We start from the raw sequence: 26996 nt of genomic DNA, 5'->3' as shown, positions 1-26996 counted from the left end.
ATGGAGAATAGGGCCAGCGATACGGCCGTGCTGGCCTGCCAGGGCCTGTCCAAGGTCTATCGCCAGGGCGACCTGGAAGTGCCGGTGCTGACCCGCATCGACCTTTCCCTGCAGCCCGGTGAGCGCCTGGCGGTGGTGGGTTCCTCCGGCTCGGGCAAGAGCACCCTGCTGCACCTCCTGGGCGGGCTGGACCGGCCCACCGCCGGCACGGTGCGGCTCAAGGGCGCCGATCCCTTCAGCCTGTCCGAGGCGGCCCGGGGCGAGTGGCGCAACCGCTACCTGGGCTTCGTGTACCAGTTCCACCACCTGCTGGCGGAATTCACGGCCCTGGAGAACGTGGCCATGCCCCTGCTCATCCGCCGCCTGCCCCGGGCCGAGGCGGAAAGCCAGGCCGAGGCCATGCTGCAGAAAGTCGGGCTGGGCCATCGCCTGCACCACCTGCCGTCGGAACTGTCCGGCGGCGAGCGGCAGCGGGCGGCCATCGCCCGGGCCCTGGTGACCCGCCCGGCCTGCGTGCTGGCCGATGAACCGACGGGCAACCTGGACCGTCATACGGCGGAGCAGGTGTTCGACCTGATGCTGGAAGTGAGCCGGGAGCAGGGCACCGCCTTCGTCATCGTCACCCACGATCCGGCCCTGGCGGCCCGGGCCGACCGCACGGTGCACCTGGCCGACGGCATGTTCCTGGAGGAGCCCTGGTAAGCGACCTGTTTTGGCATTGCCCGTAGCAAATACTAAAAAAAGACCCGAGGGAGAAAGGCGGCGCAGACCGCAAGACGCTGTTCAACCTGGAGCCTAAAAAAATGATGCAAATCCTGTTTGCACCGGCCATTGCCTTGATGCATCGGCTGACCTATCCGAAGAAATTCGCCCTCATCGGCCTGGTGGCCCTGATCGCCATCGCCGTGCTCTTCGTCAATCTGTCGCGTCAGTTGCAGAGCCAGATCCACCTGGCCAACGACGAACTGGCGGCCCTGGAGGTGATCGTGCCCATGGACCGCCTGGTGCAGTTCACCCAGCAGCACCGCGGCCTTTCCGCCGGCGTCATCAATGGCGACGCCAGCCTGCTGCCCAAGAGGGAGGCCAAGACCGGCGAAGTGAAGACCGCCCTGCAGGGCCTGGGTCCGATCCTGCCGGCCTCCGTTGCCGCCTCCGAAGAGTGGAAGAAGATCAACGAGGAGTGGAACCTGATTGCCGCCGACGGCCTTTCCTGGACCGCCACGGAGAGCTTTGCGGCCCACACCCGGCTGATCGCCGCCATCCTGCAGCTGAAGGTGGACGTGGCCGACGAGAGCGGCCTCACCATCGACCCCAACATGGATTCCTACTATCTGCTGGAAACCGCCGTGGTCAAGCTGCCCTCCATGCTGGAGCGTCTCGGCCAGACCCGGGCCAAGGGCACCGGCATCCTGGCCAAGAAGAGCATCAACGATCACCAGCGGGTCGATATCGGCATCCTAATGGCCCAGGTTTCCGACACCCTGGCCGCCCTCAATGTGAACCTGCAGAAGACGGCCCGCCACAACCCGGCCATCCGCGACACCCTGGGCACTTCCTCCAAGGATCTCAACGAGGCGGTGAGCGGCCTGGTGAATATCGTGAACCAGGACATCATCGCCGGCATGTTCGTCACCGATTCCGGCGACTTCTTCAAGCAGTCCACCGCCGTCATCGACAAGGGCTACGCCCAGCTCTACGACACCCTGCTGCCCACCGCCAAGCAGCTCATCGGCGAGCGCAAGGCCAAGGCCGAACGAGGCCTGCTGCTCAACCTGGGCCTGTCCCTGGTGATGGTGCTGGTCTTCATCTACCTTTCCGCCGGCGCCTACCTGGCCATCGTTTCCTGCATCACCGGCTTTTCCGCCAGCGCCCACCGCATCGCCCAGGGCGACCTGACGGCCCGCATCCAGCTCCAGTCCAAGGATGAACTGCAGCAGGTGGCCGGCAGCTTCAACGAGGTGGCCGGCGCCTTCGCCAGCCTCACCACCAGCGTGCAGCAGAGCGTGAACCAGCTCTCCGCCTCGGCCCGCAGCATGGCCGACGCCAGCGAACAGATCACCCTGTCCACCCAGCAGCAGAGCGAGGCTGCCTCCTCCATGGCGGCTGCCATCGAGCAGATGACCGTGGGCGTGGATCACATCAGCAAGAATGCCCAGGACGCCCACGCCCTTTCGTCCCAGTCCGGCGACCTGTCGGCCCGGGGCGCCCAGATCGTCGGCAACGTGGTGCAGGAGATCGAGCAGATCGCCAGCGCCGTGAACCAGTCCGCCGGCATCGTGGAGGACCTGGGCCAGCATTCGGAGAAGATTTCCACCATCGTCGGCGTCATCAAGGAAATCGCCGACCAGACCAACCTGCTGGCCCTCAATGCCGCCATCGAGGCGGCCCGGGCCGGCGAGGCGGGTCGGGGCTTCGCCGTGGTGGCCGACGAGGTGCGCAAGCTGGCCGAACGCACCGCCCATTCCACCCAGGAGATCACCGACATGGTGGCCGCCATCCAGGGCGGCACCCAGGAGGCCGTGGTCAGCATGAAGCACGGTGTCGAGCGGGTTTCCCAGGGCGTCGAACTGGCCCGGGAGGCCGGCGACGCCATGGGCCAGATCCAGGCCGGGGCCCAGCAGGTGGTGGACATGGTGAGCGACATTTCCTCCTCCCTGCGGGAACAGAGCGCCGCCAGCACCGAGATCGCCAAGAACGTGGAGCGCATCGCCCAGATGGCGGAGGAGAACAGCGCCGCCGTCAGCGAAAACGCCAACACCGCCGGCCAGCTGGAGCAACTGGCCGAGGCCCTGCAGACCGAGGCGGCCCGCTTCCAGGCCGGCTGATCCTACCCCGTCGGCCTGCCGGCCCGCCTTCTTCAACGGCCCTGCGGGGCCGTTGTCGTTGGTGCCGGGGCCTTGCCGTCGTTACCGTTTTCTTCTTCGTCCGGCCCACCCTGGCCGCTCTCCTTCCAGGCGTAGCGGTCGTACCAGTAGCGGGGCCGGCGCTGCCGTTCGGCCCAGAGTTCCGGCTTGCCGCTGGCCGTGGCTGCGCCCAGGACCAGGCCGATGGCCCCGTCCCGGTCCGTGCGCCAGGCCCGGGCGCCGCTGGCGGCATAGCGTTCCACGACCTCCGGCCGGGGATGGCCGAAGCGGTTGCGGTAGCCCACCGGGTACAGCACCTCCCGGGCGCCGACGGCGGCGACGAAGGGTGCCGTGGATGAACTGCGGCTGCCGTGGTGGGGCACCAGCAGCACCTGGCTGGCCAGCTCCGTCCGGTGACGGGCCAGCAGCCAGGCTTCGTCGGCGGCCTCGATGTCGGCAGTGAGCAGCAGCCGTTGCCCCGCCGCTTGCACCAGCAGGACGCAGCTCTGGTGGTTGCTCCTGCCCTGGGGCGCATCCACCCTGCCTGCCGGCGGATGCAGCATGGAGAAGCGCACCCCGTCCCATTCCCAGCCTTGCCCCTCGGCGCAGGCCCGCCGTTCCTGGGCCAGGGGCTGCAGGTCCCGGGCCTCGGGGGATGCCGGGGGCAGGGAATCGAGCAGCAGCGCCACCGGCAGGCTTTCCAGCACCGAGCGGGCGCCGCCCGAGTGGTCCCAGTCCCGGTGGGTCACCACCAGGGTGTCGAGGCGATCCACGCCGACGGACCGCAGCCAGGGCAGCACCAGCCGCTCCCCCGCATCCGATTCCGGGCTGTAGTAAGGCCCGGCGTCGTAAAGGAGGGTGTGCTTTTGCGTGCGCACCGCCACTGCCAGCCCCTGGCCCACGTCGAGCAGGGTGACCCAGGCCTGGCCCGGCGGCGGCCGGGGCTGGGGCGTGGCCAGCAGGGGCAGCAGCATCAGCAGCCCCAGCCAGCGGCCGGGAAAGCCCCGGGGCAGGAGCACACAGACGCAGCCGAGGGCGGCCAGGAACAGGGCCGGCAGGGTGGGCGCCGGCGGCGTCCACAGGGCCCCGGGCAGGGCTGCCAGCCACTGCAGGCAGAGCATCAGTCCGTGCAGCAGGGCGTGGGCAGCGGCGGCCAGCCCGGGCAGGGGCAGCAGGGCCGCCGCCAGGGCCAGGGGCGTCACCGCCAGGCTGACCAGGGGAATGGCGAGAGCGTTGGCCAGGGGCGAGACCAGGGAGAACTGCTGGAAGAAGAGCAGCAGCAGGGGCAGGGTGCCCAGGGTGGCGACCCACTGGGTCAGGCTCCAGTGTCCCAGGTGCCGCCCCAGGCGGCGCCAGGACTGGCGCGGCGGCTCCTCCGCCAGGGGGCGGGCGGCCAGCAGCAGGGCGCCGACGGCGACGAAGGACAGCCAGAAGCCCGGCGCCAGGACGGCCCAGGGGTCCGGCAGCAGCACCGCCAGCAGGGCGAAGGCGAGGACGTTGCCGGGCGCCACCCGGCGGCCGCTGGTCTATCCCAACCTTATAAATTCGTACGGTCGATTCTTAATCGGCGTACTCATAGTCTGTGTCATCCACTTGAATGAAGCGTTTGGTGCTTGCGTCATACCTTCTGCAGAAAGCTATGCGCCTGAGCGTACCTATGCTGTCGCTGTATTGAACATAGCCAAAGAAAAAATAGTGCGGAGGTTGGCCAGCGCTAATGATAGTTTTACTTTGCCAGCCATTCACAATGCTAGCTGTATCAGGGGCGTCGATAAACAGAGTCTCTTGAAGACCAGACTCCCCAGGTTCACGAATCACATTAACGATAGCAGTGGTTATTGGGCTATAGGGAGGAATTGGAGGAAGGGGGGCGTCAAGTTGGGCGAAGGTAGCATTGCTCTCTATTATTGTTGCTCGGCTACCTCCAATATTTGCAATAGTGAACTCGATTCTGGGGCGGTTGTCCGCTTGGGCAATTACTCCCTTTGCTCCATAGTGAAGCGAGATTCCGCGAATAATAAGCTTGGGGCGGTGAGTAGTAAGGTATTGCCATCGTTCAAGCTCATGCTGCTTTTCGAGAATCTCGACTTGGCGTGCAGCCAAAGAAATCTGACCCTCAGAGAGAGTGAGGGCTTCCTGCGATTTGGCATCCTGCCGATCGGAGGTCGCTTTAGCATCGTTGGCGAGTTTAACTGTAGCCCTCCAGAGTCTGGCGGTGAAGATTGCAAGGGCGGCCGTAACGAGGAACAGAAGCCCCGAGAGGTAAACCAGCCACCATTCCGAAGACGAATAATCGTTTCCCTTGTTGCTTTCATCCTTGGGAACGTTGTGATGGTCAAGGGATGGAGCATCTTTTACAGCGGAATGCAATTTAAGGGGCGCCTGATTGCTTACGTTGGAACTTTCCTTTGGATTTGCGCTGGAGGCTTGTGGTTGAGTAGTGGATTTAAGTGGTCTTGGGGATGGCCCGTCTGACCATGCGGGCCACGATATAAAAATGACTGCCATCATGAGCCAGCGCATCATTGTCTCCTTTGACTTTTCTAAGATGTCGGCGTTTCAGTGGTTATGTTTTTGTATTGCAATTGGTACGGATTGTGGAAGTTACAATTGTTTTAAGGCGGACTTGTTGTGGTTGGTACCTATCTGGGAGTGTCTTCGAAATTTTCGATTTTCAGTCTGTAGGTGGCATAACTGCTTCTGGCAGGTAACCCAAAGTCAGTGACCAATGACAAGAGGGGTCATGTCAGCCTGGGGCATTCCGTTAGGGCGGGAACTTGGCGTTTACACAGTTTTATACTCAACCTTAGAGTTAAGCTTCATCTCATTCCCATAGTCTCCCGTCCTAATCATCCTCAGCGATACTAAAGTAATCAGCCTCTTCCATGGCAAGAGCTATGCATCCAAAGAGATCTTCAAAAGGAAGGGGATAGTCGCAAGGTTTTCCTTGTTCTTTTAGCTGTTCGGACCTGTGGGTGAACATCTGAAGTAGCTGCATCGCAATCGTACAAGCCGCTTCATGCTGGCCCTGACTTTGGATTGCCTCGGCTTCCTTTACTAGGATGAATGCGGCAACCAGCGCATCTAAATCTCTTTTGGCACAGAGAATGTTACTAACCTGCCCTAAATCTACTGGGCGCCTCCAGAAAAAACCTGATGTTTCCTTTTCGGATGCAATAAACATAGATTGAAGCCTTGGTGAAAGGCCTTCAAAAAACATCCGAATCTCAGCCATCTCCATCGGAGCGGGATCAACCAAGCGCCATAGAGGCAAGGACAACCACTTTGCTGTCCCTGGATAGATCTTCTCAACCCGCTTAACGAGATTGAGTCCTCCGGTGCTACCACTGCACCCGCCACGTGGCGCTACCGTTCCTGCACGATATTTGTTCCATAAACACGAGCGCTTTCCATTTGCGACCTTCCTGCTTGAAAACTGGCGCTCGAGGTCGCGTGTCCCCATGCCTCCACTCGCCTGCTCTACGGCATGAAACCATGTCTGGATTCGCATAGCCCGAACCTTGGGATCTTCCTTGTAGCATCGGGGTTTTTGCATCATGAGATATGCATGTTTTTAACCTAAAGGGGATCTATTTTCCACCAAAGGTTAAAACGTAGGTCTTGTTCCCAGTCAATTTAATTACTACAACGTGACTATGGCTGGAACTGCGAAAGGTTTTTGAAAAAATCGTAGTCAGTGACGCCATCGTGGCTTTACTAGCTGGTTGTGCTGTCGCAGCCAAAATCGAACGAGGAGAAGTCCGACCCACAGAGTTGAAAAATCAGATCCCAAGCAGGACCACAAATGGAAACGGCCTGGAACTTGCGAGAAGTCCAGGCCGTGATTGAAGCTTTCTAGTCGGGAAACCCGATAGCTTCATTCTAGGCTTGAAGGGCACATAGTCAAGTGCCTTTGCCGTTCCAATTTCGTCCAAATTTAGTATGGCTGACAAATTGAATTTGTCAGCTAAGGGACCGGCTTTGCTTAATTTTGTAGGAAGGATTCTCGCCCCGTTCAGCATGTTCGAAAGGAAACGATCATGATGAACACCACTCAACTCGATGCCTATTGCAAAGAACTTGGAATCACCCACAAGGCTCGCTTGGTCATAGACCAGGTACGTTCCTTACCGCCTACCCGTCGCGTACAGAGCGGAACCCACAATGTGGCCTGCCGATATGCCAGTAAGAAAATGGGACTGGTGATCCAAGCAGAGAGTCATAAAAACGAACTGCCGGCAATCATTGGCTGGGAGCGAGACCAGCACACTTACGAGTTCTACGATCAGCCGCCCAAGGTAAAACTGAGCTATGTCGGCCGCGGTGGTAAGCCTGTCTGTTACAACGCGACACCGGACTTCTTTCTTCTCCAGGAAGACTTCGTTGGATGGGTGGAATGCAAAACCGAGGAATGGCTGCAATCCCATGTGGCAGAAGGCTCGAATCTGTATGTTCAGGATGGCAATGGGGGCTGGCGCTGCCCAGCTGGGGAGAAATACGCAGATTCCGTCGACCTCGGTTTCCGGGTTAGATCGTCATCGGAGACGCAGTGGAACACGATCCGGAATCTGGAGTTTCTGGCTGACTACCTAGATGAGCGCTGCCCAGAACCATCACGGGAAGCATTGGAACGCATCCAGAATGCCATGGGCGGGCAAGCATGGATCGTACTGAAAGATCTGCTGAATGCCGTTCCCGTCGATGATGCTGACGCTCTCTACAAGATGGTTGCCGACGGAGTTCTCTATGTTCGCCTGACTGAGGACCTTCTCTCGGAGCCGGAGCGTACCTGTGTCTTTCGTGATGGGGGGGCTGCCGATGCATATCGGCTGCATTGGGCCTCGCAATCTCAGGCGGCGCTGCCGTCACTACGGACGCTAACAGCCACTTCTGGTCAATCGCTCCTGTGGGATGGTCGGGTCTGGAATATCCGGAATGTCGGAGAGCAGAACGTTTTCATTCAGGATGAAAACCAGGTTATCGCGCCCATCGGTCTGAAAATGTTCGAGCAGATGGTCAAGGATGGCGTAATCACCGGCGTTCCCGTCAGCACTACCCTGGAACAAGATCGGGCAGAGGACATTGTCCGTCGGGCGAGTCCCCATGATTTTGAACATGCGATGCGTCGCTACTACAGCCTGTTCCCGGAACAGAACGATGGTGTGCCAACCAAATCGTGCGATCGCGCCCGGCGTAAATGGCGTGCCCTCTACAAGCGCGGACAGGAATTGTACGGATCTGGACTACTAGGCCTCATTCCCAAGATTAATCAGCGGGGCAATCGAGAGCGTCGCATTGATGATGAAGTTATCAAGGTCATGGACGCTGTGATTGACGAGCACTATGCCGTCAAAGATAGCTGGTCGATCACCGCATGTTGGGGGGAGGTGACCAATCGATGCACCACGAATAGCCTACTGCCGCCCAGCCAAGTGGCATTTCGTAACCAAATCAAACGGCGTCGTCAGCACGACCTGACTGTGGCCCGGGAAGGAGAGAAGGCTGCTTACAGCGACTCCGAGTTCTATTGGCTCATCGATTCGGCAACGCCCCGTCACGGAGAGCGGCCATTTGAGATCGGCCACGTGGACCATACGCAACTTGACCTCCAATTCCGCGGTAGCCGGAGGGGGGAAAAGATGGGTAAAGCCTGGCTGTCAGTGCTATTTGATGCGTACACCCGGATGGTTTTGGCCTGGGTCATAACGTTTGACGTTCCAAGCTACCGGACCTGTATGGCATTGATCCGGGCATGTATTGAGCGTCATGGCCGAATTCCGCAGACCATCGTCGTCGATAAGGGTGTGGACTTCCAAAGTATTTACTTTGAGACGTTGCTGGCCCGACTTGAATGCCACAAGAAAACTCGCCCTGCCAGTAAACCACGTTTCGGCAGTGTTATTGAACGCTTCTTCGGCATGAGCAATGGACAGTTCATACATTGCTTGCGTGGTAACAACATTGCTCTCCAGAAACCGAGATCAATGTCGAAATCGCACGATCCCCGGGAACTATCAGTCTGGACCTTGCCGGAGTTCCGGGAGGCCTTCGATGGCTTTTTAGATCAGGTTTACGGCGAAATGGAGCATTCAGCGTTAGGCATTTCCCCAAAGGCCGCAATGGCAATTGGCCTGGCGCAGTCAGGCCTGCGTAGGCATACCTTGATCCCCAATACCCGGGAACTAATGATCATGTGTTTGCCGTCGACTTCTAAGGGTACCGCCAAAATTAACCCAAGCCGGGGGGTAAAGATTGGCTACATCTTTTACTGGAGTCCTGCGTTCAAGGACCCAAAATTTGCCCGGACCGACGTTCCAGTTCGATACGACCCCTATGACATATCAGTGGCCATGGTCTGGCTTAAGGATCATTGGGAAACCTGCCAATCGGAATACGCCGCTGTTTTCCGTGGCCGTACCGAGAAGGAAATTCAGCTCATTTCTCAGGACATCGCAGGACAGAACCGGAATACCGGCGTACGCAACAGAATCAATGCATCGCTTATCGCTAGATACCTGAGTACGACGGATGCGACCGAGAAGATCCTGCAGCAGCGTCAGCGCGATAAGGAACGGAACCCCCAACCTTCTGTTTCTAGCTCAACCACTGGGTCAAGTGGGTATTCGAGCGTCAACGAAATCGAAGAGTCCATCTGGTCTGATCTTGAATACGAATGCTTTGGAGAATGACATGAAAAATGCTTACACCCCCCTTTTCCCCGCTCATCTGCTGGACGCCGCCACCAAAAACCGGGTTCAGTATTTTCGTAACTGTGTGATTGAGCATGCCAACCAACAGGAATGCTTTACAAGGGCCATTTCAGCTATCAATAGCGCCTGCAGCCCGATGATCATCCAGGTTGTGGGGCCGACCGGTGCTGGTAAAAGCACTTTAGCCATACATCTTTATCAAGCGTTGCTGGAGCAATATGTCGATTTGATCGAGAACGATCCTGGTGCTGTGCCGATTGCAATCCTTGATGCGATTGCACCAAACGGTAGTTCTTTCAACTGGAAGGACTTTTATATCCGTCTGCTGGAAAAACACGGCGATATTCTGACTGACCGTAAAACGCTCCTGCCTCGCCAGTACGATCTCTTTGAAGGCTACGCGGTCCCCATACATCAGGAGCGTACGACCACCGAAGCGTTGCGTCGCACCACAGAGAAATGCCTGAAAAACCGTAAGACCAAGGTGCTGATCATCGACGAGGCGCACCACCTCCTTATGGTCAACAACCCTAAGCGCCTTGAATTTCAGTTCGAGGCGCTCAAGTCCCTGACTATCGAGTCCAACGTCGTTATCGTCTTGGTAGGGACATATAAGCTATTGGCCATCCGAGACCAAAGTGGGCAATTAGTTCGGCGTAGCGAGGTCGCTCATTTCCCCCGGTATAACCTGCGCCAAAAAGAGGATCAGCGTAATTTTCTGAATGCCTTGGTTGAACTGCAACGGCAGTTGCCCTTGCCCGTCATGCCAAACTTGAGTGCCGATGTCAGGTATTACTTCCTCAAGTCTGGCGGCAGTATTGGGATACTAAAGGACTGGTTATCTCGCTGCCTGGAGCACGCCATTCTTCGGGGTATGCAGACCTTCGATCATATTTTCGCCGAGAAATTTGCGCTTTCCAACAAGGCCCTGATTACCATCCTCGATGAGGCTATTGAGGGGGAAATCGCCTTGGAAGATGCCAGCATTGATGAGGTTAAGGAGCTGCTCTACCGCGTAGCTAATAGGTCAAAGTTGGTGTCACTAAATGAGCCGGCAGCGAAGAGGGCTGGAAAGGTGGGGGAGCGTAGGCCAGTTCGCGACAAAACGGGAAATAGTCATGGTCGCAAGTGATCTATTTTTCACGCCGGACTACCCGGGTTTTGCTTCTGGGCGGATTCTTCCGCCCAGAAGCAGATTGTTCGCACTGGAGCCGATTGCTCTTGGAACACCGATGGTTGAAGGAATGATTTCCTACGTCATCCGGCTGGCAAACGCCTATTCGGTTAGTCCGCGTCGCCTGATCAGGCGTGAAATCATGAAGATAGCCCCTGGCATTGAAAAATATGGCCGAGAGGGACTACTTTTCCAGAAGGATGCGCGGAGCATTAATGGTCTGCATCAATACAGCAAGTCATTCTCAGCCGCCATCGGAACATTATGCGGACTCACAAGTGCCAGACTGCTCACCCTACAGAGCTTAGATGATCTGCTGCCGTACAATGCCGCAGGATTAATTGCCGTACATCCTCGCTGGTGTCCCGTGTGTTACCGGGAAAGACTCGACTTCCACCAAGAAACTTACCACCCCCTCATCTGGTCATTTGACTTATACCGTGTTTGTAGCAGGCATAAATGCACGTTACTTGACCGTTGCCCAACTTGTGGTCAGTTTCAACATGTGATTCCCAACAGCCCAATCATTGGATTCTGTTGCCACTGTGGAACCAGTCTTGCCCACGAAGCATCGGCAATGTGTGCGGATGACCATATCGACCTCTGGTTAGCTTGGGCCATAGAGGAAATCGTCGGAGCACTTCCCGAGCTTACGGGGCACACAACGCGCGCTTGCTTTGTTACTCAGCTAAATTCCGTGGTTCAGATCAACTTCGGAGGTAATGGGCGGAGGTTCTGTAACGAGTTGGGGTTGCCGAAAAATGCATTTCGTTATTGGGTACATGGCAACTCAAAACCAACCCTCGCTCAGTGGCTCACAATTGCCTACAGCCTAAATGTCGGCCCAGTTGAATTTCTGAAAAAGAAATTCACGTCCGACATGTCAGCCCATGAGGTACGCAAACTCGACAGAAAGATCAAACCCCATATTAGGCGCCCCCCTCCAACTAAATTACAGCATGACGCTGTTGAAGCAGATCTGCGTAAGCAAGCAGAGTGTGGAGATGGTTTGGTTTCCGTGGCGATGATTGCAGAACGACACCAACTAGGGCGCACCTATTTGTGGCGACTATGGCCAGATCTATATGCAACTATTAGGGATGCCTACAAAGCTAGATTGAAGTCCTTGGCTTGGGAAGAAAAGTGCCGGAAGGAAAGGATCGTGCGAGAGATTGTCGATGAGTTTATTGATCGAGGGACTTTTCCAACTCAGGGCGCATTGACAGTCGCTTTAAGCAGAGTGAGGGTGTCGTATGCAGATCCAGTCGTTCAACGGATGCATCGACAGCTTTTGGCAAAATGGAAGGAAGAAAGAAATGCCGATTGATAGCCGTCCAGATGGATGCCCTTCTACTTAATGCCAAGTTTCTTGCTCAATAAATTTCTAGCCAAGGCGTTATGCCTGAAAGCCGTCATGAGGCGTTTCAGTTGCTCAGGCGTTATGTCTAGGTCTCCAGCTGGGTACAGGTTTGGCAGCAGTGATCCGAGCGCGTGAACGGGGAATCCTGCTCGCACCTTTCCTTTGGGAGAGTCGGACAACAGAAAGCCCTCCTTCAAGAGTTGCCCGAGTACGTCTCTAGCAACTCTCTCCGATAGACCTGTAATTCGACCTGCCTTCCCTCGCTCGAACTCGCCGAATCTGAAAGCATGAAGAAATAGGTAAGCGCTCTCAGGTCTTAAATCAAAGCGAACTCGATTGAAGTAGCCTTCAGCTCGGGCCTGGAAGTTTTCGAGCGAGAACATGCTGCCCATATACTTGGTTTGATCAATGGCTGTCCTCAGTGAGTATTCAATAAACTCGGCAAGCCGTTTCTCTGAAAGGTTGCCGCGACCATCAAGGTCTCCCATCCGGTGCTCGTCCGCTCCTGCTAGTTTGGCCTTGTAACTATCGGCAGTCTTCGCGAAACCTCGGGACATTGACCATAGGTAGCTGCCATTGACTCCGCATTCGCGAAGCATCGCATCAAGGGTGATACGAGCAACACGTCCGTTACCGTCTAAGAATGGATGAATCCAAGCAAGGCGATGATGGGCGGCGAAGGAGGCTAGGATCCCATCGAGCTTGAATATCCCGTTCTTTTTAGCCCATTCAAGTTTTTGCCCATAGACATTCGTGTAGCGCGTAAGGAAAGGCCCAAGGGTTTCGGCTTTCGGTGCGAGATGTCTCCCGACTTGCACTTCCTTGTTTGTGGGTCGAAGCTCTCCAGGCTTCATGATTGAGCCATCACTGAGCCTCAGAAGGTCATTTGGCAAGTGCTGGCAAAACACTCGATGTATTCCGAGTAGGAAGGAAAGTAGAGTGTCCTTTGTGAGGCTTTGCTGTTTTGACCACCGATCTGCTTCAACATGTGCGAACGCTAGGCTCTGCGAGTCTATCTGCTCCGACTTATCTGTTGCCTCTTGCAGTGCTTCCTCGATATCGATTGGGAGTATCTTGTGGCCTTCAATGAGGTTGCTGTAATAGCAGTTCATGTTCTCGACAAGCGTTGAAAGACTCCTCGCTGTCGAGGGAACAAGAGCCGCATCTAGGCATGCTGAAATCTCAGAAAGCTCGTGAGCGAGTCCGATAAGTGAGTTGTAAACAGACCGAGAGCCATCTATGACTAGCGGCTCCATCTGAGCGGGGTCAACGTAAAAATTTGCCAATTGCTTTTCGTTTTCTTCCGATCCTTGTTCCGATTGTAAAGTATTTATATCAATCGATTAGATTGTTTTGTTGCCCTGGCCTTTCCGATCTTTTTCTATATTTCCACGGATGCTTTTACTGAAGCTTCATTGAAATTTCGTTAGAGCTTTTTTAGGTGCGAAAAGTCCCTCAGACTTACATAGTTTTTCACGAGAACAATGCCTCGGAAGTGCTATCCACCTCTCTGGGGCGAGTCACAAATCCACCCCAGCTAACAAAACATGGCAGTTCCTCGGCCAAAGCTGCCGGTGACGTCATCAATAAGAAATGGCCACATCCTCGTCGTTGCAGGGTGTCAGGCAGGCGGCATTGTCATAGTGACGCGGCGGCTTGATTAACCTTCTTACCCAGCGCGATTACGCGGAACCCAGCGGGAACATGAGTGAACAAGGGGACGATTCCCCAACAGAAGAACAGGCCGACAATTACGAAAACGTAGCCGCCAACCACAGAACTGGCCAGGCTGGTGGAATTTGATCGCAAAGATGATTAACCGGCTGGACGAGGACCTGGCAAATCTCAATGCCACCATCAAGATTTTTGCCTCGGACTTCAACCTAGCCGGGATTGGCGTAAAGCGCGTTCGCGGCGCCAAGGTCGGTGGTTTTAAGCACTACAATCAGGGCGAAAGTCACACCCTGGGATAGGCGGGGTTTGTCTATCACACCAGGGGCAGTCCACCTCAGGCCAGTTGGAAGCAAATACTCAGTTTGTATAATTGTCATCAATCACTATTCCGTAGGCACAACTGCCATGAGCCTTGCCAGTGTTCGTTCTAGCCGTGGCGATAGCTATGAGCTTCTAATAGCAGCAAGGTGGGCGGTTCATATACTTCACGATCCCGGCTTTACGCGGATCGACATTGACTCGACCTCCCTTGATGTATCCGATACACCAATCGAGGTTGACGACATAGTAGTCAGCCTGGCCAATGGTCAGACACTCTACTGTCAGTGCAAGAAGAACCAACAGGATTTCAGGGCTTGGTCGCCTGCAGACCTGCAGGATGAACTGAAGAAGGCTGCTCGACAGCTTGCGCGAGACCCAAATGGTCTGGTTCATTTCTACTCAGCAACCCCATTTGGCGACATAGCAAAGCTAGCGGAGCATGCCGCGACCCAACCCGATGCAGCTGCCTACGCCCATAGTCTTGGGAGCATTGCCAACCTACGCAGCATCAACAGCACTCTTGAGGGCTATTGGTTGCCCGAATTGGCAGGCACAAATCTATTTGTATTCGATCTTCTTCGCCGCATTTCATTTCATTCAACCTCAGGATTGAATGAGCTACGGCAAGAGCTTCTAGGTGCTATTGGTCAGCACGCCACCCAGGCAGGTTACGTCCTCGATGTACTCCTGAGCCGGCTCGCCAGCATCAAGAGTCGAACGTCTGCATCCTCCTGCGGGGTCGCTGCCACTCCATCCACAGGCATTGTCCGGGGCGACCTGTTGCGGATTCTCTCTGAGGTAGGTTCACTCCTCACTCCGCCGCGTGCCGAACGTGATTTGCTTGCTGAGTTCCGGAATGTCTCAGCGATGGGTCGCTCGTGGCGACGAGACATAGGCAGCAAGAGGCTACCCCGCAAAGCGATAGACGAGGTACTCAAGCATATCCAAACAGAAGCGAAACGCGTCTTGGTAACTGATGGGCCGGGTTCTGGGAAGACGTGTGTTCTTCTGGATCTGGCAGACAGACTTGAAACTGATCCTGTTCAGGCTGTGTTGTTTATCCAGGCACGCATCTATTCCGAATGTCACACACCCGATGCGCGACGTGGAATGGGGTTGCCAGAAAATATTGTCGAAGACATTGGACGTCTGGCGGAATACAGACCCATCGTTGTTATCCTCGATTCACTAGATGTTCTATCTTTGGCCCGTGAGCACGATGTTCTCGACTTCTTCTTAGGCCTCATTGACCGTCTTTCACTTATTCCTCGGGTTACCGTAGTTGCCGCCTGTCGCAACTACGACCTGCAATACGACCACAGACTAAAGAGCCGTGACTGGGGATATGTCGTCTCCCTCGGTTTGCTCGACTGGGATAACCAGGTTCTTCCTCTGTTGCAGGAATGGTCGCTTGATCAAGAGCACCTCCCGGCACCATTGCGTGATTTGCTTGTAAACCCACGCATGCTCGCAATCTTCGAGGAGATCGTCCGACGCGGTGCAATCCCGACAGCTAACACTGCACAGGAGTTAACTGAGCACTACCTGCAATCAGTGGTTCTAAATGCCCCCACCTTAGGGGACGCTGCGATGGCACATCTGGAGCGTCTCGGTCGCGAAATGCTTCAGCTGAGGCTGATGTCTTTGCCAACGGTTAGAGCCAATGTGCCGGACACGTTGATGAATGCGTTGAAGAGCGCCGGTGTCCTAGCTGAATCGGGCACTAAAGCGGTGACATTTGGCCACCAAACCCTCCTCGATGTACTCGCTGTTCGAGCCGCATATCGGGACAAAAAATCTCTACTCGACTTCATAGGAGACCAAGCGGCCACGCCTTTTGCTCGACCAGCGGTCCGCAGTTTCTTCTTCTACTTAAGATCTGCGGAGCCTGAGAGATTCAGAGGGCAGGTTCGTGCGGCGCTAAACAATCCAAGCGTTGCATTCCATCTGAAGCGTCTCCTCACTGAATCACTGGCAGAGATCGAGCCACAAGATGCCGATTGGCCACTGATACAGCACATTTATACAGACCACAGTGAACTTTTTCCCACCTTCTACTTTCCGACGAATAACCCGGCATGGCTTTCATTCTTTGCAAAGCATTGGTGGCCGGTCGTGCTAGCCGAGAAAGCAGAGCAATGGGCGCTGAATCACGCTCGACACCTCGGAATCTGGCTCCAGAAGCATCCGGATGCCGTTGTGAATGCCTGGCTGGCCATGTTCGAGATCGAATGGTTGCCTAAGAACGATTTGGCATACGTTGTAACTCTAGCGCTAGAGAAATTCAGCGAGTGGCAGTCGTCATCAACTCGTGCCTTAATTGAGAAGTTACTGCCACTTACCCGTGGCGAGCATGATTTCCTAGGAGCGCGAATTGGCGCATTGGTTGCCGCAACAAATAGCGATGACGATCTCTTATGGCGCTTCATCATCCGCGATGTCACAGAAGATGCCCTACTGAGCTATCACCTCGACGGGAAATTGCGTTGCGCACCCCATGACCTAGGCCAAGATCGCCTGATTTTGGAAAAGCGGATGGCGCAATCTGAAAGACTGCTAAACGATGCCATAGCCTCAGTAAATCAGTGGTCCGCTTTCATTCGCGCCAGATGGAACAACCCGGAAAGCTTCCACAACCAGTTCTTACAAGAAACGTCGTATGGACAGACACACACTCGAATAAGCATCCGGCATGTGAGCAGTGAATCTGTTCTGTTCCATGCAATTGAGCAGGCTTGTCTACAGCACGCAAGAACCGACTCCTCCTGGTGGCGCAATCACGAGAAAGAGCTACGCCAAAGCCATGATGCGGCGCTTAGATACATAGCAATTAAGGCGTACACAGAGAATCCAACCTCTAATCTTGCTAGCATCGCCGCAGTTCTGACGGACCGAGAGATGCTGGAACACCGATGGACATTTGAGATCGGGCTGTTGATACAGGCATCGTTCCACTTGCTCGACCTGACCTCCCAAGATCAAGTGATCCAACTAGTCCTAGAGATTCATAGCAATCACGAGGTCGAAAATGATCATCAAAAAGTATGGATTGCCCGAAAGCAGCGGGACTACTTGCGGATGATGCCGGCGTTCAGTTTGACTCTCGAAGCTGACAAAATCTTGCGCGAAACCCTGTTGCAGTACGGCCCTGCCAGCGATACGCCCTACATTGAAGCACGTAGTGGGTGGGTAACGCAGCCCTTCTCGGACGAAACCCTAATAGGCTTGAGTGACGATGCGATCTTGAGAATTGTCAGACACTATGAAGGTAGTGGAAGAGGTGCATGGGAATATGACTCTCTCATTGGCGGTAGCGACCAAGTGACGCAAGTCGTCAACTACGCCGCGTCGAGGCAGCCGATTCGTTTCATGGCCTTTCTGGCGACGCATTGGCTAGATTTGCCACCTAAGTTCCGCGATGAAATCTTTTCTGGCGTCGCCATTCACTTGCGCTATCGCTTTGGTCACCTATCATCCAGCACACCATGGGAACCACTTGAGACACCGTCCGGAGCCGACGTCGCCAGCAGTTTGATGACTGAACTCAACCGGCACCCCTCCTATTGGCGCTGTAAGCACCAAACGGCAGCAGCCCTAGAGGCCTGCGCGTATGTCGTTGAGGAGCAAACTGAAGCAGAGGATCTAGCCTTCTGGCTTACGGAGACCCGACTCGCAGACGACCCGCTACCAGGTCGACAGCATGATGGAATGGGTTTAATCGGTATTGCAATCAACAGTACGCGTGGCATAACGGCCGACGCATCAATGATTCTCGCTACAAGATGGATTGAGGCCAATCGACCTCTACCAGAGTTGTTGCCACCTCTATTGCTTGCTCTGGCATCTGATCAACATTTGGCAATACGGGCGGTTCTGGTTCGCAGACTGCCAGTGCTGCAATTCCATTCTCCGGAATTGGGCTGGCACGTATTTTCAAGAGCCATTGCGGGAGCTGACAAGGACTTATGGAGCTTGGCGGAGCCCTGCCTTTACCACGCCTACCATGCAAACTTCGGCACTGTAGAACCGTATCTCGACGACGTTCTCACAGCCGGAGCAGGAGATTCATGGGGTCGAATCGCAGCTCTCGCGTGCCTTTCAAATCACATCGAATTTGATGTATTAACCCAACGGCTCGCCAACCTGACTGACACTCTTGCGTGGACTGGCGTAGCGCAAGTATTTGGTTTGAACCTTGATAAGCCAGAACACTTCAACACTTGCTTGGCCGGGCTAACCTGGATGCTGAGCAATAGTCCACAGCCAACGGTGATCGCATCAGAGATTCTATCCAACGCCTTTAGCGATAAAAAACCGCCATTACGGTTTTCGGCAGAATTTCTTCAGCGACTGTTTTCCACTCACAGCCAGGGTGGCCAAGATCAGCAAAGATCGCTTCACAGCTTCATGGAATGGCTAGAAGCCCTCGTTCAGACTCATGTTGAGGATGCGCTCCAGGCAACCGAGGTTATGTTGGCAGCAGGTAGCTTTGGCCAAGACTTGGACCTTTGGCACCTGACATCTGGATCTGTTCTGAACAGATTATTTCAGGAGGCGGAAGACCGCGAGGCGTCGGATGGCGGAAACTTTCTGCGCCGCGTAATTGCCGTCCAAGACGTCTTGCTGAAGTCAGGAACTTACGGTCTCGACCAATGGCTAAAGGATGCCGAACGCCCATAAGGGCCTCACATCTTACTTTTCGTCCGCAAGGTCCCAAGTACGCGATGGGCCATAAACCCTCAGCCTTCAGGCATATCCTTTAGTAGCCGGCCATACATTGCATGCCAAGCTGGCGATGGCATCCCTGCGGTGCAACCTTCCGCTCGATGGGACTGCCTGCAAGCAGTGCTTACTGGTTCCCTTACTTTGCTCGGAAGCTCCTTGGTTAGCATGTTCCTGAACGTCCGCCTTTCCAAACGCATTACTTCCGCTTGGGGTCGGAAGTCAACGTAGTCAGGTAGCTACCCCAATCAAAATACAAATGGCCGGTCTGGAATCAGAACCGGCCATTTTTCATTCAGTAGGCCACCGGTAGCTTTGGCCGACGAGAAGTCTTTGTGTTGCAGTGGATCTAAATCCCCCTCCGAGTCAGGATCCGACGTAGCTTGGCAGTTACCCCAATGAGAATGGGCAACCAGGGGGGAATTCAGCCCCAGCCTGACCATCAAGCTCTTACATGAATATCTGTTGCTCGAAATGGCTAACGGCACATCCCTAGTTCTGAGCTGAGGTGCCTCAGGGGCGGTGGCCTACTCACGAGGTATCTACCTGCGCTCCGATGCATAGCCTTCGGGGTCAGCCTGCCCGTCGGTGAAGCTGTAGAATACGACCACGTCATTAGACAGGTATTCTTGTGTTCCTAGAGGAAAATCGTCGGCACTTTTTTCGGCCCTTGTCCGGTAAGCGTCGGGAAATGGTGGCTTCTTGCTTGAAGTCACTGTATGACCGGCTTCACGGCCCAGGGGCCGATTATTCCCAGAATCTGACCCGGGACGGCTTGCGGGAGTTGCTCTACCCCGTCATCCAGGAAACAGCCAACCTGGAAATCTCGGCCGGCGAGCCTGCCAGCGACGATGACCTGGCCCAGATCCATAGTTCCGACCTTCCCCTGCTGGCCAACGCCCTGATCCGGGACTTGGTCCGGGATGGCTGGTTGGAGTCCTTTGGCGATCGGGCAGGGCTTGTGGCAGCTTACCGGTTCACCCGGGCCGGCAAACTGTTTGCAGAGGCTCTCTGGTCCCTGGACCGGGTTCGGGCACGCAGTCGCCAGCGCAATGTCCGGGGATGTCGTAACGCCCTGGAAGCAGCCTTACGCAACGTGGACGCCTATGACCTGGTGGATGCCTACGATTATGCCGAGAAGGTGATCAGTGACCTGTCTGAGGGGGTAGAGTACTTCCAGGAGCTGGTCCGGCGCCTGATGGCTGAGGCTTCTCAGACTCCCTGGGACTCCTTCATGGAGTTCCTCTCCCGGTTCGAGACAGACTTCAAGAAGCAGATGACCGCCGACAATGTGGAGCGGCATCGGCAATCCATTCGGGAGGCCATTGACCGCCTGCGTGCGCTGGAGGATGACCGGTTCAACCGGCTGTCTCGCCAGCTGGAGGAAATCGCGCCCTGGGCTCAATCGGCCACCACCCGGGAAACTGCCCTGGAATGGCTGCTATCCCGGACCGAGGAGATGGTAGAAGCCGCCTGCACGATCAAGCATCCCGAGCTACTCAAAGCCATGAACACCTACATGCGCCGGGCAGCAACCATCGTGCAGCAGGCCATGCTATTGCGTCAGGGCCTGGCCCGGCATGCCTATTCCCAGGCCATCGCTCGGGTGGCAGAGGCTATCGGCGAGGCTCAGGACCTGCTGCTGCTCAGGATTGGCCAACACCTGGCGCCGGCGGAAGTCCGACTGCTCGACCCGGCCGCTTTCAAGATTCGTTCCGCCGCCCAACGCCGGCGGGCCCTGGCCGTCACCATCAAGCCCAAGGTGACCCGGGAATCCCGTCTGGCGGCTTTCCTGCACCGGGCCGAGGCTGAGGCGTTCTCCTTGTCCGCTGAGGATGTGCTGGGCCGGTTGCGACGGGAACTGCACCTTCGGGGCAAACCTTACCGGCTATCCCATCTTACGTTCCAGTCGGCTGACGACGTGCTGGCCGCCATGCAGGCCGTGGAGTCCATCCGCAACTCCCGCAATGCCAGCCTGCGGGTTACGCAGTTGCCCAGCAAGCTGATCACCCCGTTTTACACGGGGTACGACTATCTGATCGAGGCACATACCGATGTTGCTTGAGTCTTTGAATGACCTGCTGGAGTCCTCCGGGCTGAAATTGCCTCGATTCCAGCAAATCACGACCCGACTGTTTGCCTACGGCATCATCCTGCGGGACGAAGACGGGGGGGAGCAGCGCCTTTACGACGACGCCCACCGTATCGAGGCGGTGCTGACGGATTACTTCCAGGCAGGGGGCTTCCGGCTTCACCACGACGTCCCCGGCCAGTTTTTCCGGCTGTACGTACCAGGAGCCTCCATCCCGGGGCTCCCTGAGGACGAGCTGGACTCCGTGCCGGCCCTTCGTGCCAAGGTTACCCCTGATTTCGTAGCTGCCGCCCTGGCCCTGCGCTTCCTCTACCAGCAGGCCCTCAATGAAGGGGGCGGCAAGCTCTCCAATGAAGGGGACGTGCTGATCTACTTCGAGGAACTGGCCACCACATTGCAGACCCAGCTGCGCCGGAACCTCCCGGACACCCAGGGGGACCGGGATCGGCTGTTGAAAGACCTGAAACGGCACCGGCTGATCCACTTCAACGCGGGCTTCTCGGCAACCGACGAGGAAGCCATGATTGCCATTCGCAGCACCATTCTGGGACTGATCAGTGAAGATGCGCTGGCCGCGGCCCTGGAAGGCGGCGAAGGCGCCCAGATTTCGGAAACGTCTGATAACGAGGACACTCCCGACCATGAAGCTTGATCGACTGATTCTGGTGAACTGGGGCGCCCTGCACTCCGGGGAATACCCCATGGGCAACATGACGTTGCTCACTGGCCCTTCCGGCGCCGGCAAGTCCACCATCCTGGATGCGCTGCAGACAGTGATGACGGCTGTCTACACCAACATCTTCAGCTACAACCCCAGCCAGGGCGAAACAACCCAGACCCGCCGGGATGGTAAGACCAAGCGGACCCTGTGGTCATACATCGTGGGGGCCGAGGACAACTTGTTTGCCCGGCCGGACGGCGCCCATGGCTACATCGGCGCTGTTTTCAAGCCCAGCGAAGGCGAGCAGGGCAAGGAATTCACAGCCCTCATCGCGGCTTCCGCCCGGGTGGAGGGCTCCGGCGGTCTGCGTCAAGCGGTCGGCGAGAAGCTCAATCTGCTGATCATAGACGACGCTGCCCTATCGGTGGACGACCTGTACCGGATCGACGGCGACAACATGTGGGTGGTGGAAGTCGAGCGGATCGAATCGGTGTTGAGCAGCAAGTATCCCAAGGTGCTCAACTTGCGGGATCTCAAGCGGGAGTACCTGTGCCAGCTGTACGGCCGGTTCCGGGGCATGAAGTCCGTATCCTTCCAGGAAGCTGAAGCAGCGGCCAAGGCTTGGTGCCATGCCATTGCGCTGCCCAAGATCGACAGTGTGGACGACCTGGTTAAGCACCAGATCCTGGACTTCGATGGCCAGCAGCTCAACCAGCGTATTTCCCACATTGCAGAGCTTATGCAGCAAGTGCATGCCTTGCGCAAGGAGGGAGATCGTCTGCAGGAGAACGTGAGGCAGCTCACTGGGCTGAAGGAGTCATCCGCTGCAGCACTGCAGGGCTTCGAAGACTTTGCGCTGCATAAGCTGGTGGGCGCCCGCCGAGCGCTGGTGCTGGATCAGCGGGCCATTGCAGAAGCCTCCGGGCAACTGGGGCACGCCCAGCAAGAGCTTTCTTTGCAGCAAGGCAAGGTCCTGACCATCAAGCAAGACCTGGAAGGCCTACAACAGCAAATCATTCAGGTGCAGGCCCAGCTCATGGGTATTCCCGCCGCTGCCCAGAAGGATGCGCTGGAATCCCAGCTACAGTCGGCCCGGGTGGCTACTCAGACCGGGCTCAAGCAGCTGCAAGTCGCCCTGGCCCGCGGCCAGCAGCTTCAGGAACGCGCCAATCAGTTGCTGGCTATCGAGTTTCCTCCGGAATTCAGCAAGGTCTGGGACGCCGTCCCGCAAGTGGCCAGTGCCTTCCGGGCGGTACGGGACTACCCTCTGGACCGGTGGGCACTGCAGGCAGGACGCCTGGCCGAGCACGCTGATCTGTCTGATGGCGCTCAAGTTCTCACGCTGACCACGCAGGTGGAAGCCCTTCGGGGGGGCTTCGAACCCTTGTACACTGCCATGACCCGGCCGGCCGACAGTCTGGCTGCCGCCCTCAGCGAGCAGCGCAATGAGTTGGCAGGATTGCTGCAGACCTTGGAGGCCAAGGAAGCAGACGCCGCCGGCCGTAAGCGCGCCCTGGCCGGTGGCGGAACAGACTACCCGGGGCAGATCCGCCGTGCCCTGCAATGCTTCCGTGCCGAGCTTCCGGGCGTCACCGTGCAGGTCTTGTGTGACCTCATCGAGCCTTTGGACGAGGACTGGCAGCCGGCCATCGAAGCCTACATGGGAGACGCCCGATTCAACTTCCTGGTGGCGCCTGAGCACGAGGAGGATGCTACCAACCTGGTGAAACAGCGCCAGTTGGGCACCCGGGTCGTCCAGGGCACCAAAAGCCTGCAGGATGCCCGGGCCGATCGGGTTCATCCTGAGTCCATCGTGTATGACCTGCAAACGGAGCATCCTGTCGCCAAGGCATACCTCATGGCCCAATTCGGGGATGTGATCAAGGTGCGGGATGCCAAAGACCTGAAGAGCACACGCCGGGGCGTCCTGCTGGACGGCCGGGCAGCCGGTAGCCGGACGACCTACCATGCTCGGGTGCAGGACCTGGTTTTTGGCCAGGCTCAACGCAGGCTAGCCCTGGAGCGGGCGATGGAAGCGCATAACGCCCTGCTGGATGACGTGGCAAAGAATCGGAGCCTGCTGGCCGAGCTGGTACGGGTGCAAAAGCTGGTGGATGGCCTGTTCTTGCCTGAGTTCGACAGCATTCCTCAGATTGTGCTGGGAATGCAGGAGATCGATCGAATTCTCAACAGCCTGGACCAGCTGGACCTCACCGCGATCAAGGATCTCGAGGATCAACGACAATCTCTGGAGACGGAACGCAAGGCCCAGGATTCGGCCTTGCAGCAAGCCAATCGGCAGGTTGCCCGTCTGGAAGAAATCTTGCATGGGCTGGAAAACATCATCGTCCAGCGGCAGCAGGGCCTGGCTGCCCGGGAAACGACCATCGTAGAGCAGGAGACCCGTGTCCAGGGGCTGTGCCTGCACAACCCGGCCTTGAGCTTCCTGGCCCTGGTGGACAAGGCCCGGGACATGGCCGAAACCCAAGAAGCCGATCAATCGGAAAGTCAGGCACATGCCTGCCTGCAGACGGCGCTGGCGGCCCAGGGCGACTTGCGGGAGGGGCTAAGCGCTTACAACCAGCGGGCCAAGGCCGGGGAACGGCTAGACTATGGCTACGCTGGCGGGCATTCTCAGCGTGCCGAGGAAACGTTCTCCGACAACTATGCGCCCTTGGTGGTGCTGCTGACCGGCATCCGGGGGCAGCTTCGGCACCAGCGCGACACCGGGCTCTACAAGAACGTGGCCGAACTACGCCAGGCTGAGCAGTCCTTCCGGGACGTGTTCACCAAGCAGTTCTGCTTTGAAATTCGCAATGCGGTGGATACCGGTATCAAAACACTGAAAGCGCTCAACGCCGAGCTGAGCCACCTGAAGTTTGGCACTGATCGCTTCTATCTGGACTGGAGCGCCTGGGTGCCCGAGTTCAAGGCTTATTACGATTTCTTCGAAGCGGCCTACACGCTGTCCGAGGCTCAGGAATCCGAAGACCTGTTCACCACGACGACCCTGACCCCGGCGCACTGCGAGGTGCGGGACAGACTGGTGCATTTGCTGCTGTCCGAAGATCAGGATAAGGCCCTGCAGGAATTGCGGCGCATTGCCGACTACCGGAACTACCGGCGCTACGAGATCTGGAAGGAATCCGATTCCGGCTCCAAGGTGGCGTTGTCCACCTGGGGCACCGGCTCCGGCGGGCAGCTGCAGACCCCCAGCTACATCATCCAGGCGGCAGTGGTGGTCAATCGGCTCAAGCACTTCGAGAAGGGCCCCGCCCTGAAGCTGCTGGTGAACGACGAGTCCTTCCATCGCATGGATGAAACCCGAACCCACGACGTGCTCAAGTTCCTTCGAGACAACCTGGGCCTACAAGTCATTTGCGCCATGCCCACCAAGAACGCCGGCCCCTTCAAGCCTGAATTCACCAAGGAGTGGTGCGTGACCCGCACCGGCGTAGAAGGCAACGGCGAGGTGGGCTTCGTGGCCGAAGCCGATGAGCGGGACCTCAACCCGGATGCACTCCGGGAGTTGTGGGACCATCGTCGGGATCAGGTCCGCACCCAGGCCGCCCTGCTGTTCGAGGAAGCCAACTCCCTGCCGGCGGAAGCATGACCGACGCACCACTTTGGCTTCAGGACCCAGGGCTCCAAACCTTTCTGAAGGAGTTGGTATCCCGGCTGGACCGGGCAGAAGGGCAGGGTAAGCCCCTGGCCCGGGCGGTGCCCGTGGATGCCCGCACCTTCCCGGCATTTTTCAAGGCGGACCTGGAAAACACTCGAGAGCAGTATTGGACTCAACTGCTGCAGCTGGCTGTGCAGGGCTGGTTTCATCTGGAAACGGATCGGGTGCCCCAAGGCGCTGCCGCCTATGAGTGCCGGCCCAGGGTCAGCAGGCTCGATACGGCGTTGTTGCGGCACGCCACCGGCCAGGTCGGCAGGCAGGTCAGCCCCGCTGAGCAATGGCGAGCCGCCGTGCTGGACGGGTTGAAAGCGTCCCCCGAAGTCCTGGTCCAAGTTTGTCGATACCGGCTGGAAGTCCCTGGCCGAAGCCCCGCTGAGCTGGTGGCCCAGCTGGCCCAGCTCCCGAGCCTGACCAATGCGGACCTCATGCTGCGGGAAGTTTCGGCCAAGCTGTTCTGGGGCCAGTCCAAGGTGCTGGATGGCCGGCAGGCCCTGGTGGCGGCCCTGCTGGGGGTTCCTGAGTGCCCCTTCCCGGAAATGCCGGTGCAACTCCACGTCAGGCTACCGCGCTGTCCGGCAAAAGAGGTGCTGTTCATCGAGAACCTGACCACGTTTGAGCAGGTGTCCCGAAATGCGGATGGGGCGCTGCCTGAGGTGGCCCTGATCTATGCCGCCGGCTTCAAGGCAAGCGCTCGCCGGCTCCGCCGCCCGGAAGGAGTCTCCCTATACCTGGCCGCCACCGGTGACTTGTCGCCTGACGGGCTGGCCGCATTTCAGGATTGGCTCTTTGGTCAGCACGAGCTGTCTTGCTGGTTCTGGGGCGATCTGGATGACGCAGGAATGGATATCCTAGCCCGGCTACGGGAGGGATTCCCAGATATGAAAGCGTGGACGCCAGGGTATGCTCCGATGGTACGATCTCTCCTCGCCGGAGAGGGGCATACCCCTGAGCATGCCCAGAAAGCCCAAACCCGGGCGACACTTACCGGGTGCCCCTATGCAGATACCGTGCTGATCCCAGCGTTACGGCAGACCGACCGGTACCTGGATCAGGAATACCACCAGGTCCTGGAGGGGGCCCTCTGACATAAGGCCTAGCCGGGAGATCCCCTGGGTATGAGCGGACCATGGAATGCCTGCTGAAAACGTTCCCCGTGACGCCTGTGCGCCAACGCTTCAAGAGAAATTGGATCGGATTTCCAAAGCCTGTCCGGAAACCAAGGGGGAGGTGCTTGGCCCGACTCTCAATTGGATAATGATGGGCAATGTCAGCCCTCGCTCCAGGCGTGGCCAGCTGCTAGCCTTGCTAGCCCGAGTGGAGGCCGCTGTAACGCCTCATGCGCCTTGCAAGTCTGGGTGCGCCGCCTACTGTCACATTCCCTTGTCCATCTCTATGAGCGTGAGGCCCAGACCGTGGGTGTCCTGACTCGCCGTACCCCGAAAAGGTTGCCACGCCGGACCGTTGCAACTGCGGTTGAGGCCGGAAAACAGTTCATAAACTAAGCTCTGGGAGCAGGGCCAACGGCAGCTATGGCCGAAATTCTGACTGACTGAGGATAATGTCAAACAGTGAAGGGGAGTTACCTACTTCCGCTTATCGGCCGAAGCGGCTAGCAGATGAATGGGTGGTAGGAGGCGGCTTTTCGCCCCTTAGCGGTCGAGAGTGAGGCTGCCTGAAACCTGACTCAAACCAAGCGGTTAACCCTTTCCCGGGCCCTCGATATGGACGCCACTACGCTAGCGACGGTTAAAGGATTG

15 protein-coding genes are annotated in these 26996 nt (G+C 57.2%); 11 read left to right on the top strand and 4 right to left on the bottom strand.

All coding sequences use genetic code 11. The features are described from left to right. The gene (gene lolD, locus AC3QLZ_RS03290; RefSeq protein ID WP_043798326.1) at window positions 1–702 is read left to right on the top strand and encodes a lipoprotein-releasing ABC transporter ATP-binding protein LolD; all 702 of its coding nucleotides are present in this window, start codon (window positions 1–3) and stop codon (window positions 700–702) included. A 101-nt stretch (window positions 703–803) separates the two neighbouring features. Beyond that, entirely contained in the window at window positions 804–2825 is a 2022-nt protein-coding gene (locus AC3QLZ_RS03285) for a methyl-accepting chemotaxis protein (protein ID WP_014237872.1), read from the top strand. 32 nt (window positions 2826–2857) lie between these two features. Here AC3QLZ_RS03285 and AC3QLZ_RS03280 read toward each other — a convergent pair whose 3' ends face one another. The 3 genes from AC3QLZ_RS03280 to AC3QLZ_RS03270 all read right to left on the bottom strand — a co-directional run bounded on the left by AC3QLZ_RS03280 (window position 2858) and on the right by AC3QLZ_RS03270 (window position 6402). Next, complete coding sequence (locus AC3QLZ_RS03280) at window positions 2858–4354, bottom strand: DNA internalization-related competence protein ComEC/Rec2 (protein WP_492783335.1); 1497 nt, start codon at window positions 4352–4354, stop codon at window positions 2858–2860. 49 nt (window positions 4355–4403) lie between these two features. Further along, a complete protein-coding gene (locus AC3QLZ_RS03275; RefSeq protein WP_492783334.1) occupies window positions 4404–5366 on the bottom strand; it encodes a hypothetical protein in 963 nt (320 codons plus the stop codon). Between the two features lie 322 nt (window positions 5367–5688). Beyond that, complete coding sequence (locus AC3QLZ_RS03270) at window positions 5689–6402, bottom strand: hypothetical protein (protein ID WP_492783333.1); 714 nt, start codon at window positions 6400–6402, stop codon at window positions 5689–5691. 481 nt (window positions 6403–6883) lie between these two features. Between AC3QLZ_RS03270 and AC3QLZ_RS03265 the strand changes: the two genes are divergently transcribed. From AC3QLZ_RS03265 to AC3QLZ_RS03255, 3 genes are read left to right on the top strand one after another with little or no spacing between them, the layout of a single operon-like run. Then, window positions 6884–9532 (top strand): TnsB C-terminal domain-containing protein, encoded by a 2649-nt coding sequence (locus AC3QLZ_RS03265; protein WP_492783332.1) that lies wholly within the window; start codon window positions 6884–6886, stop codon window positions 9530–9532. Between the two features lies 1 nt (window position 9533). Next, window positions 9534–10685 carry an AAA family ATPase gene (locus AC3QLZ_RS03260; RefSeq protein WP_492783331.1) on the top strand — a complete coding sequence of 384 codons (1152 nt, stop codon included), beginning with the start codon at window positions 9534–9536 and terminating at the stop codon, window positions 10683–10685. Continuing rightward, window positions 10672–12054: a TniQ family protein gene (locus tag AC3QLZ_RS03255; RefSeq protein WP_492783330.1), complete on the top strand. Its 1383-nt coding sequence runs from the start codon at window positions 10672–10674 to the stop codon at window positions 12052–12054. Before AC3QLZ_RS03260 ends, AC3QLZ_RS03255 begins: the two co-directional genes overlap by 14 nt. A gap of 23 nt (window positions 12055–12077) precedes the next feature. Here AC3QLZ_RS03255 and AC3QLZ_RS03250 read toward each other — a convergent pair whose 3' ends face one another. Beyond that, entirely contained in the window at window positions 12078–13373 is a 1296-nt protein-coding gene (locus AC3QLZ_RS03250; RefSeq protein WP_492783329.1) for a Fic family protein, read from the bottom strand. 513 nt (window positions 13374–13886) lie between these two features. Here AC3QLZ_RS03250 and AC3QLZ_RS03245 point away from each other — a divergent pair. The 6 genes from AC3QLZ_RS03245 (at window position 13887) to AC3QLZ_RS03220 (ending at window position 26324) form a co-directional block, all read left to right on the top strand. Then, the gene (locus AC3QLZ_RS03245; protein WP_492783328.1) at window positions 13887–14060 is read left to right on the top strand and encodes a hypothetical protein; all 174 of its coding nucleotides are present in this window, start codon (window positions 13887–13889) and stop codon (window positions 14058–14060) included. A gap of 7 nt (window positions 14061–14067) precedes the next feature. Beyond that, window positions 14068–18762: an NACHT domain-containing protein gene (locus AC3QLZ_RS03240; RefSeq protein ID WP_492783327.1), complete on the top strand. Its 4695-nt coding sequence runs from the start codon at window positions 14068–14070 to the stop codon at window positions 18760–18762. Between the two features lie 748 nt (window positions 18763–19510). After that, the gene (locus tag AC3QLZ_RS03235; protein ID WP_492783326.1) at window positions 19511–20869 is read left to right on the top strand and encodes a Wadjet anti-phage system protein JetA family protein; all 1359 of its coding nucleotides are present in this window, start codon (window positions 19511–19513) and stop codon (window positions 20867–20869) included. Window positions 20870–20873: 4 nt separating this feature from the next. Beyond that, window positions 20874–21548 (top strand): DUF4194 domain-containing protein, encoded by a 675-nt coding sequence (locus AC3QLZ_RS03230; protein ID WP_492783325.1) that lies wholly within the window; start codon window positions 20874–20876, stop codon window positions 21546–21548. Continuing rightward, window positions 21538–25170, top strand: a complete 3633-nt coding sequence (locus tag AC3QLZ_RS03225) for an SbcC/MukB-like Walker B domain-containing protein (RefSeq protein ID WP_492783324.1) — start codon at window positions 21538–21540, stop codon at window positions 25168–25170. Before AC3QLZ_RS03230 ends, AC3QLZ_RS03225 begins: the two co-directional genes overlap by 11 nt. Next, complete coding sequence (locus AC3QLZ_RS03220) at window positions 25167–26324, top strand: Wadjet anti-phage system protein JetD domain-containing protein (protein WP_492783323.1); 1158 nt, start codon at window positions 25167–25169, stop codon at window positions 26322–26324. Before AC3QLZ_RS03225 ends, AC3QLZ_RS03220 begins: the two co-directional genes overlap by 4 nt. The last annotated feature ends 672 nt before the right edge of the window (window positions 26325–26996 follow it).

Source organism: Azospira sp. MPR-LB4 (assembly GCF_058809525.1).
This window is presented reverse-complemented; position numbering and strand designations above follow the sequence as displayed.

Coding starts and splice junctions, on each gene's coding strand:
- lolD (WP_043798326.1), top strand. CDS start 1: ATGGAGAATAGGGCCAGCGATACGGCCGTGCTGGCCTGCCAGGGCCTG.
- AC3QLZ_RS03285 (WP_014237872.1), top strand. CDS start 804: ATGATGCAAATCCTGTTTGCACCGGCCATTGCCTTGATGCATCGGCTG.
- AC3QLZ_RS03275 (WP_492783334.1), bottom strand. CDS start 5,366: ATGCGCTGGCTCATGATGGCAGTCATTTTTATATCGTGGCCCGCATGG.
- AC3QLZ_RS03270 (WP_492783333.1), bottom strand. CDS start 6,402: ATGATGCAAAAACCCCGATGCTACAAGGAAGATCCCAAGGTTCGGGCT.
- AC3QLZ_RS03265 (WP_492783332.1), top strand. CDS start 6,884: ATGATGAACACCACTCAACTCGATGCCTATTGCAAAGAACTTGGAATC.
- AC3QLZ_RS03260 (WP_492783331.1), top strand. CDS start 9,534: ATGAAAAATGCTTACACCCCCCTTTTCCCCGCTCATCTGCTGGACGCC.
- AC3QLZ_RS03255 (WP_492783330.1), top strand. CDS start 10,672: ATGGTCGCAAGTGATCTATTTTTCACGCCGGACTACCCGGGTTTTGCT.
- AC3QLZ_RS03225 (WP_492783324.1), top strand. CDS start 21,538: ATGAAGCTTGATCGACTGATTCTGGTGAACTGGGGCGCCCTGCACTCC.
- AC3QLZ_RS03220 (WP_492783323.1), top strand. CDS start 25,167: ATGACCGACGCACCACTTTGGCTTCAGGACCCAGGGCTCCAAACCTTT.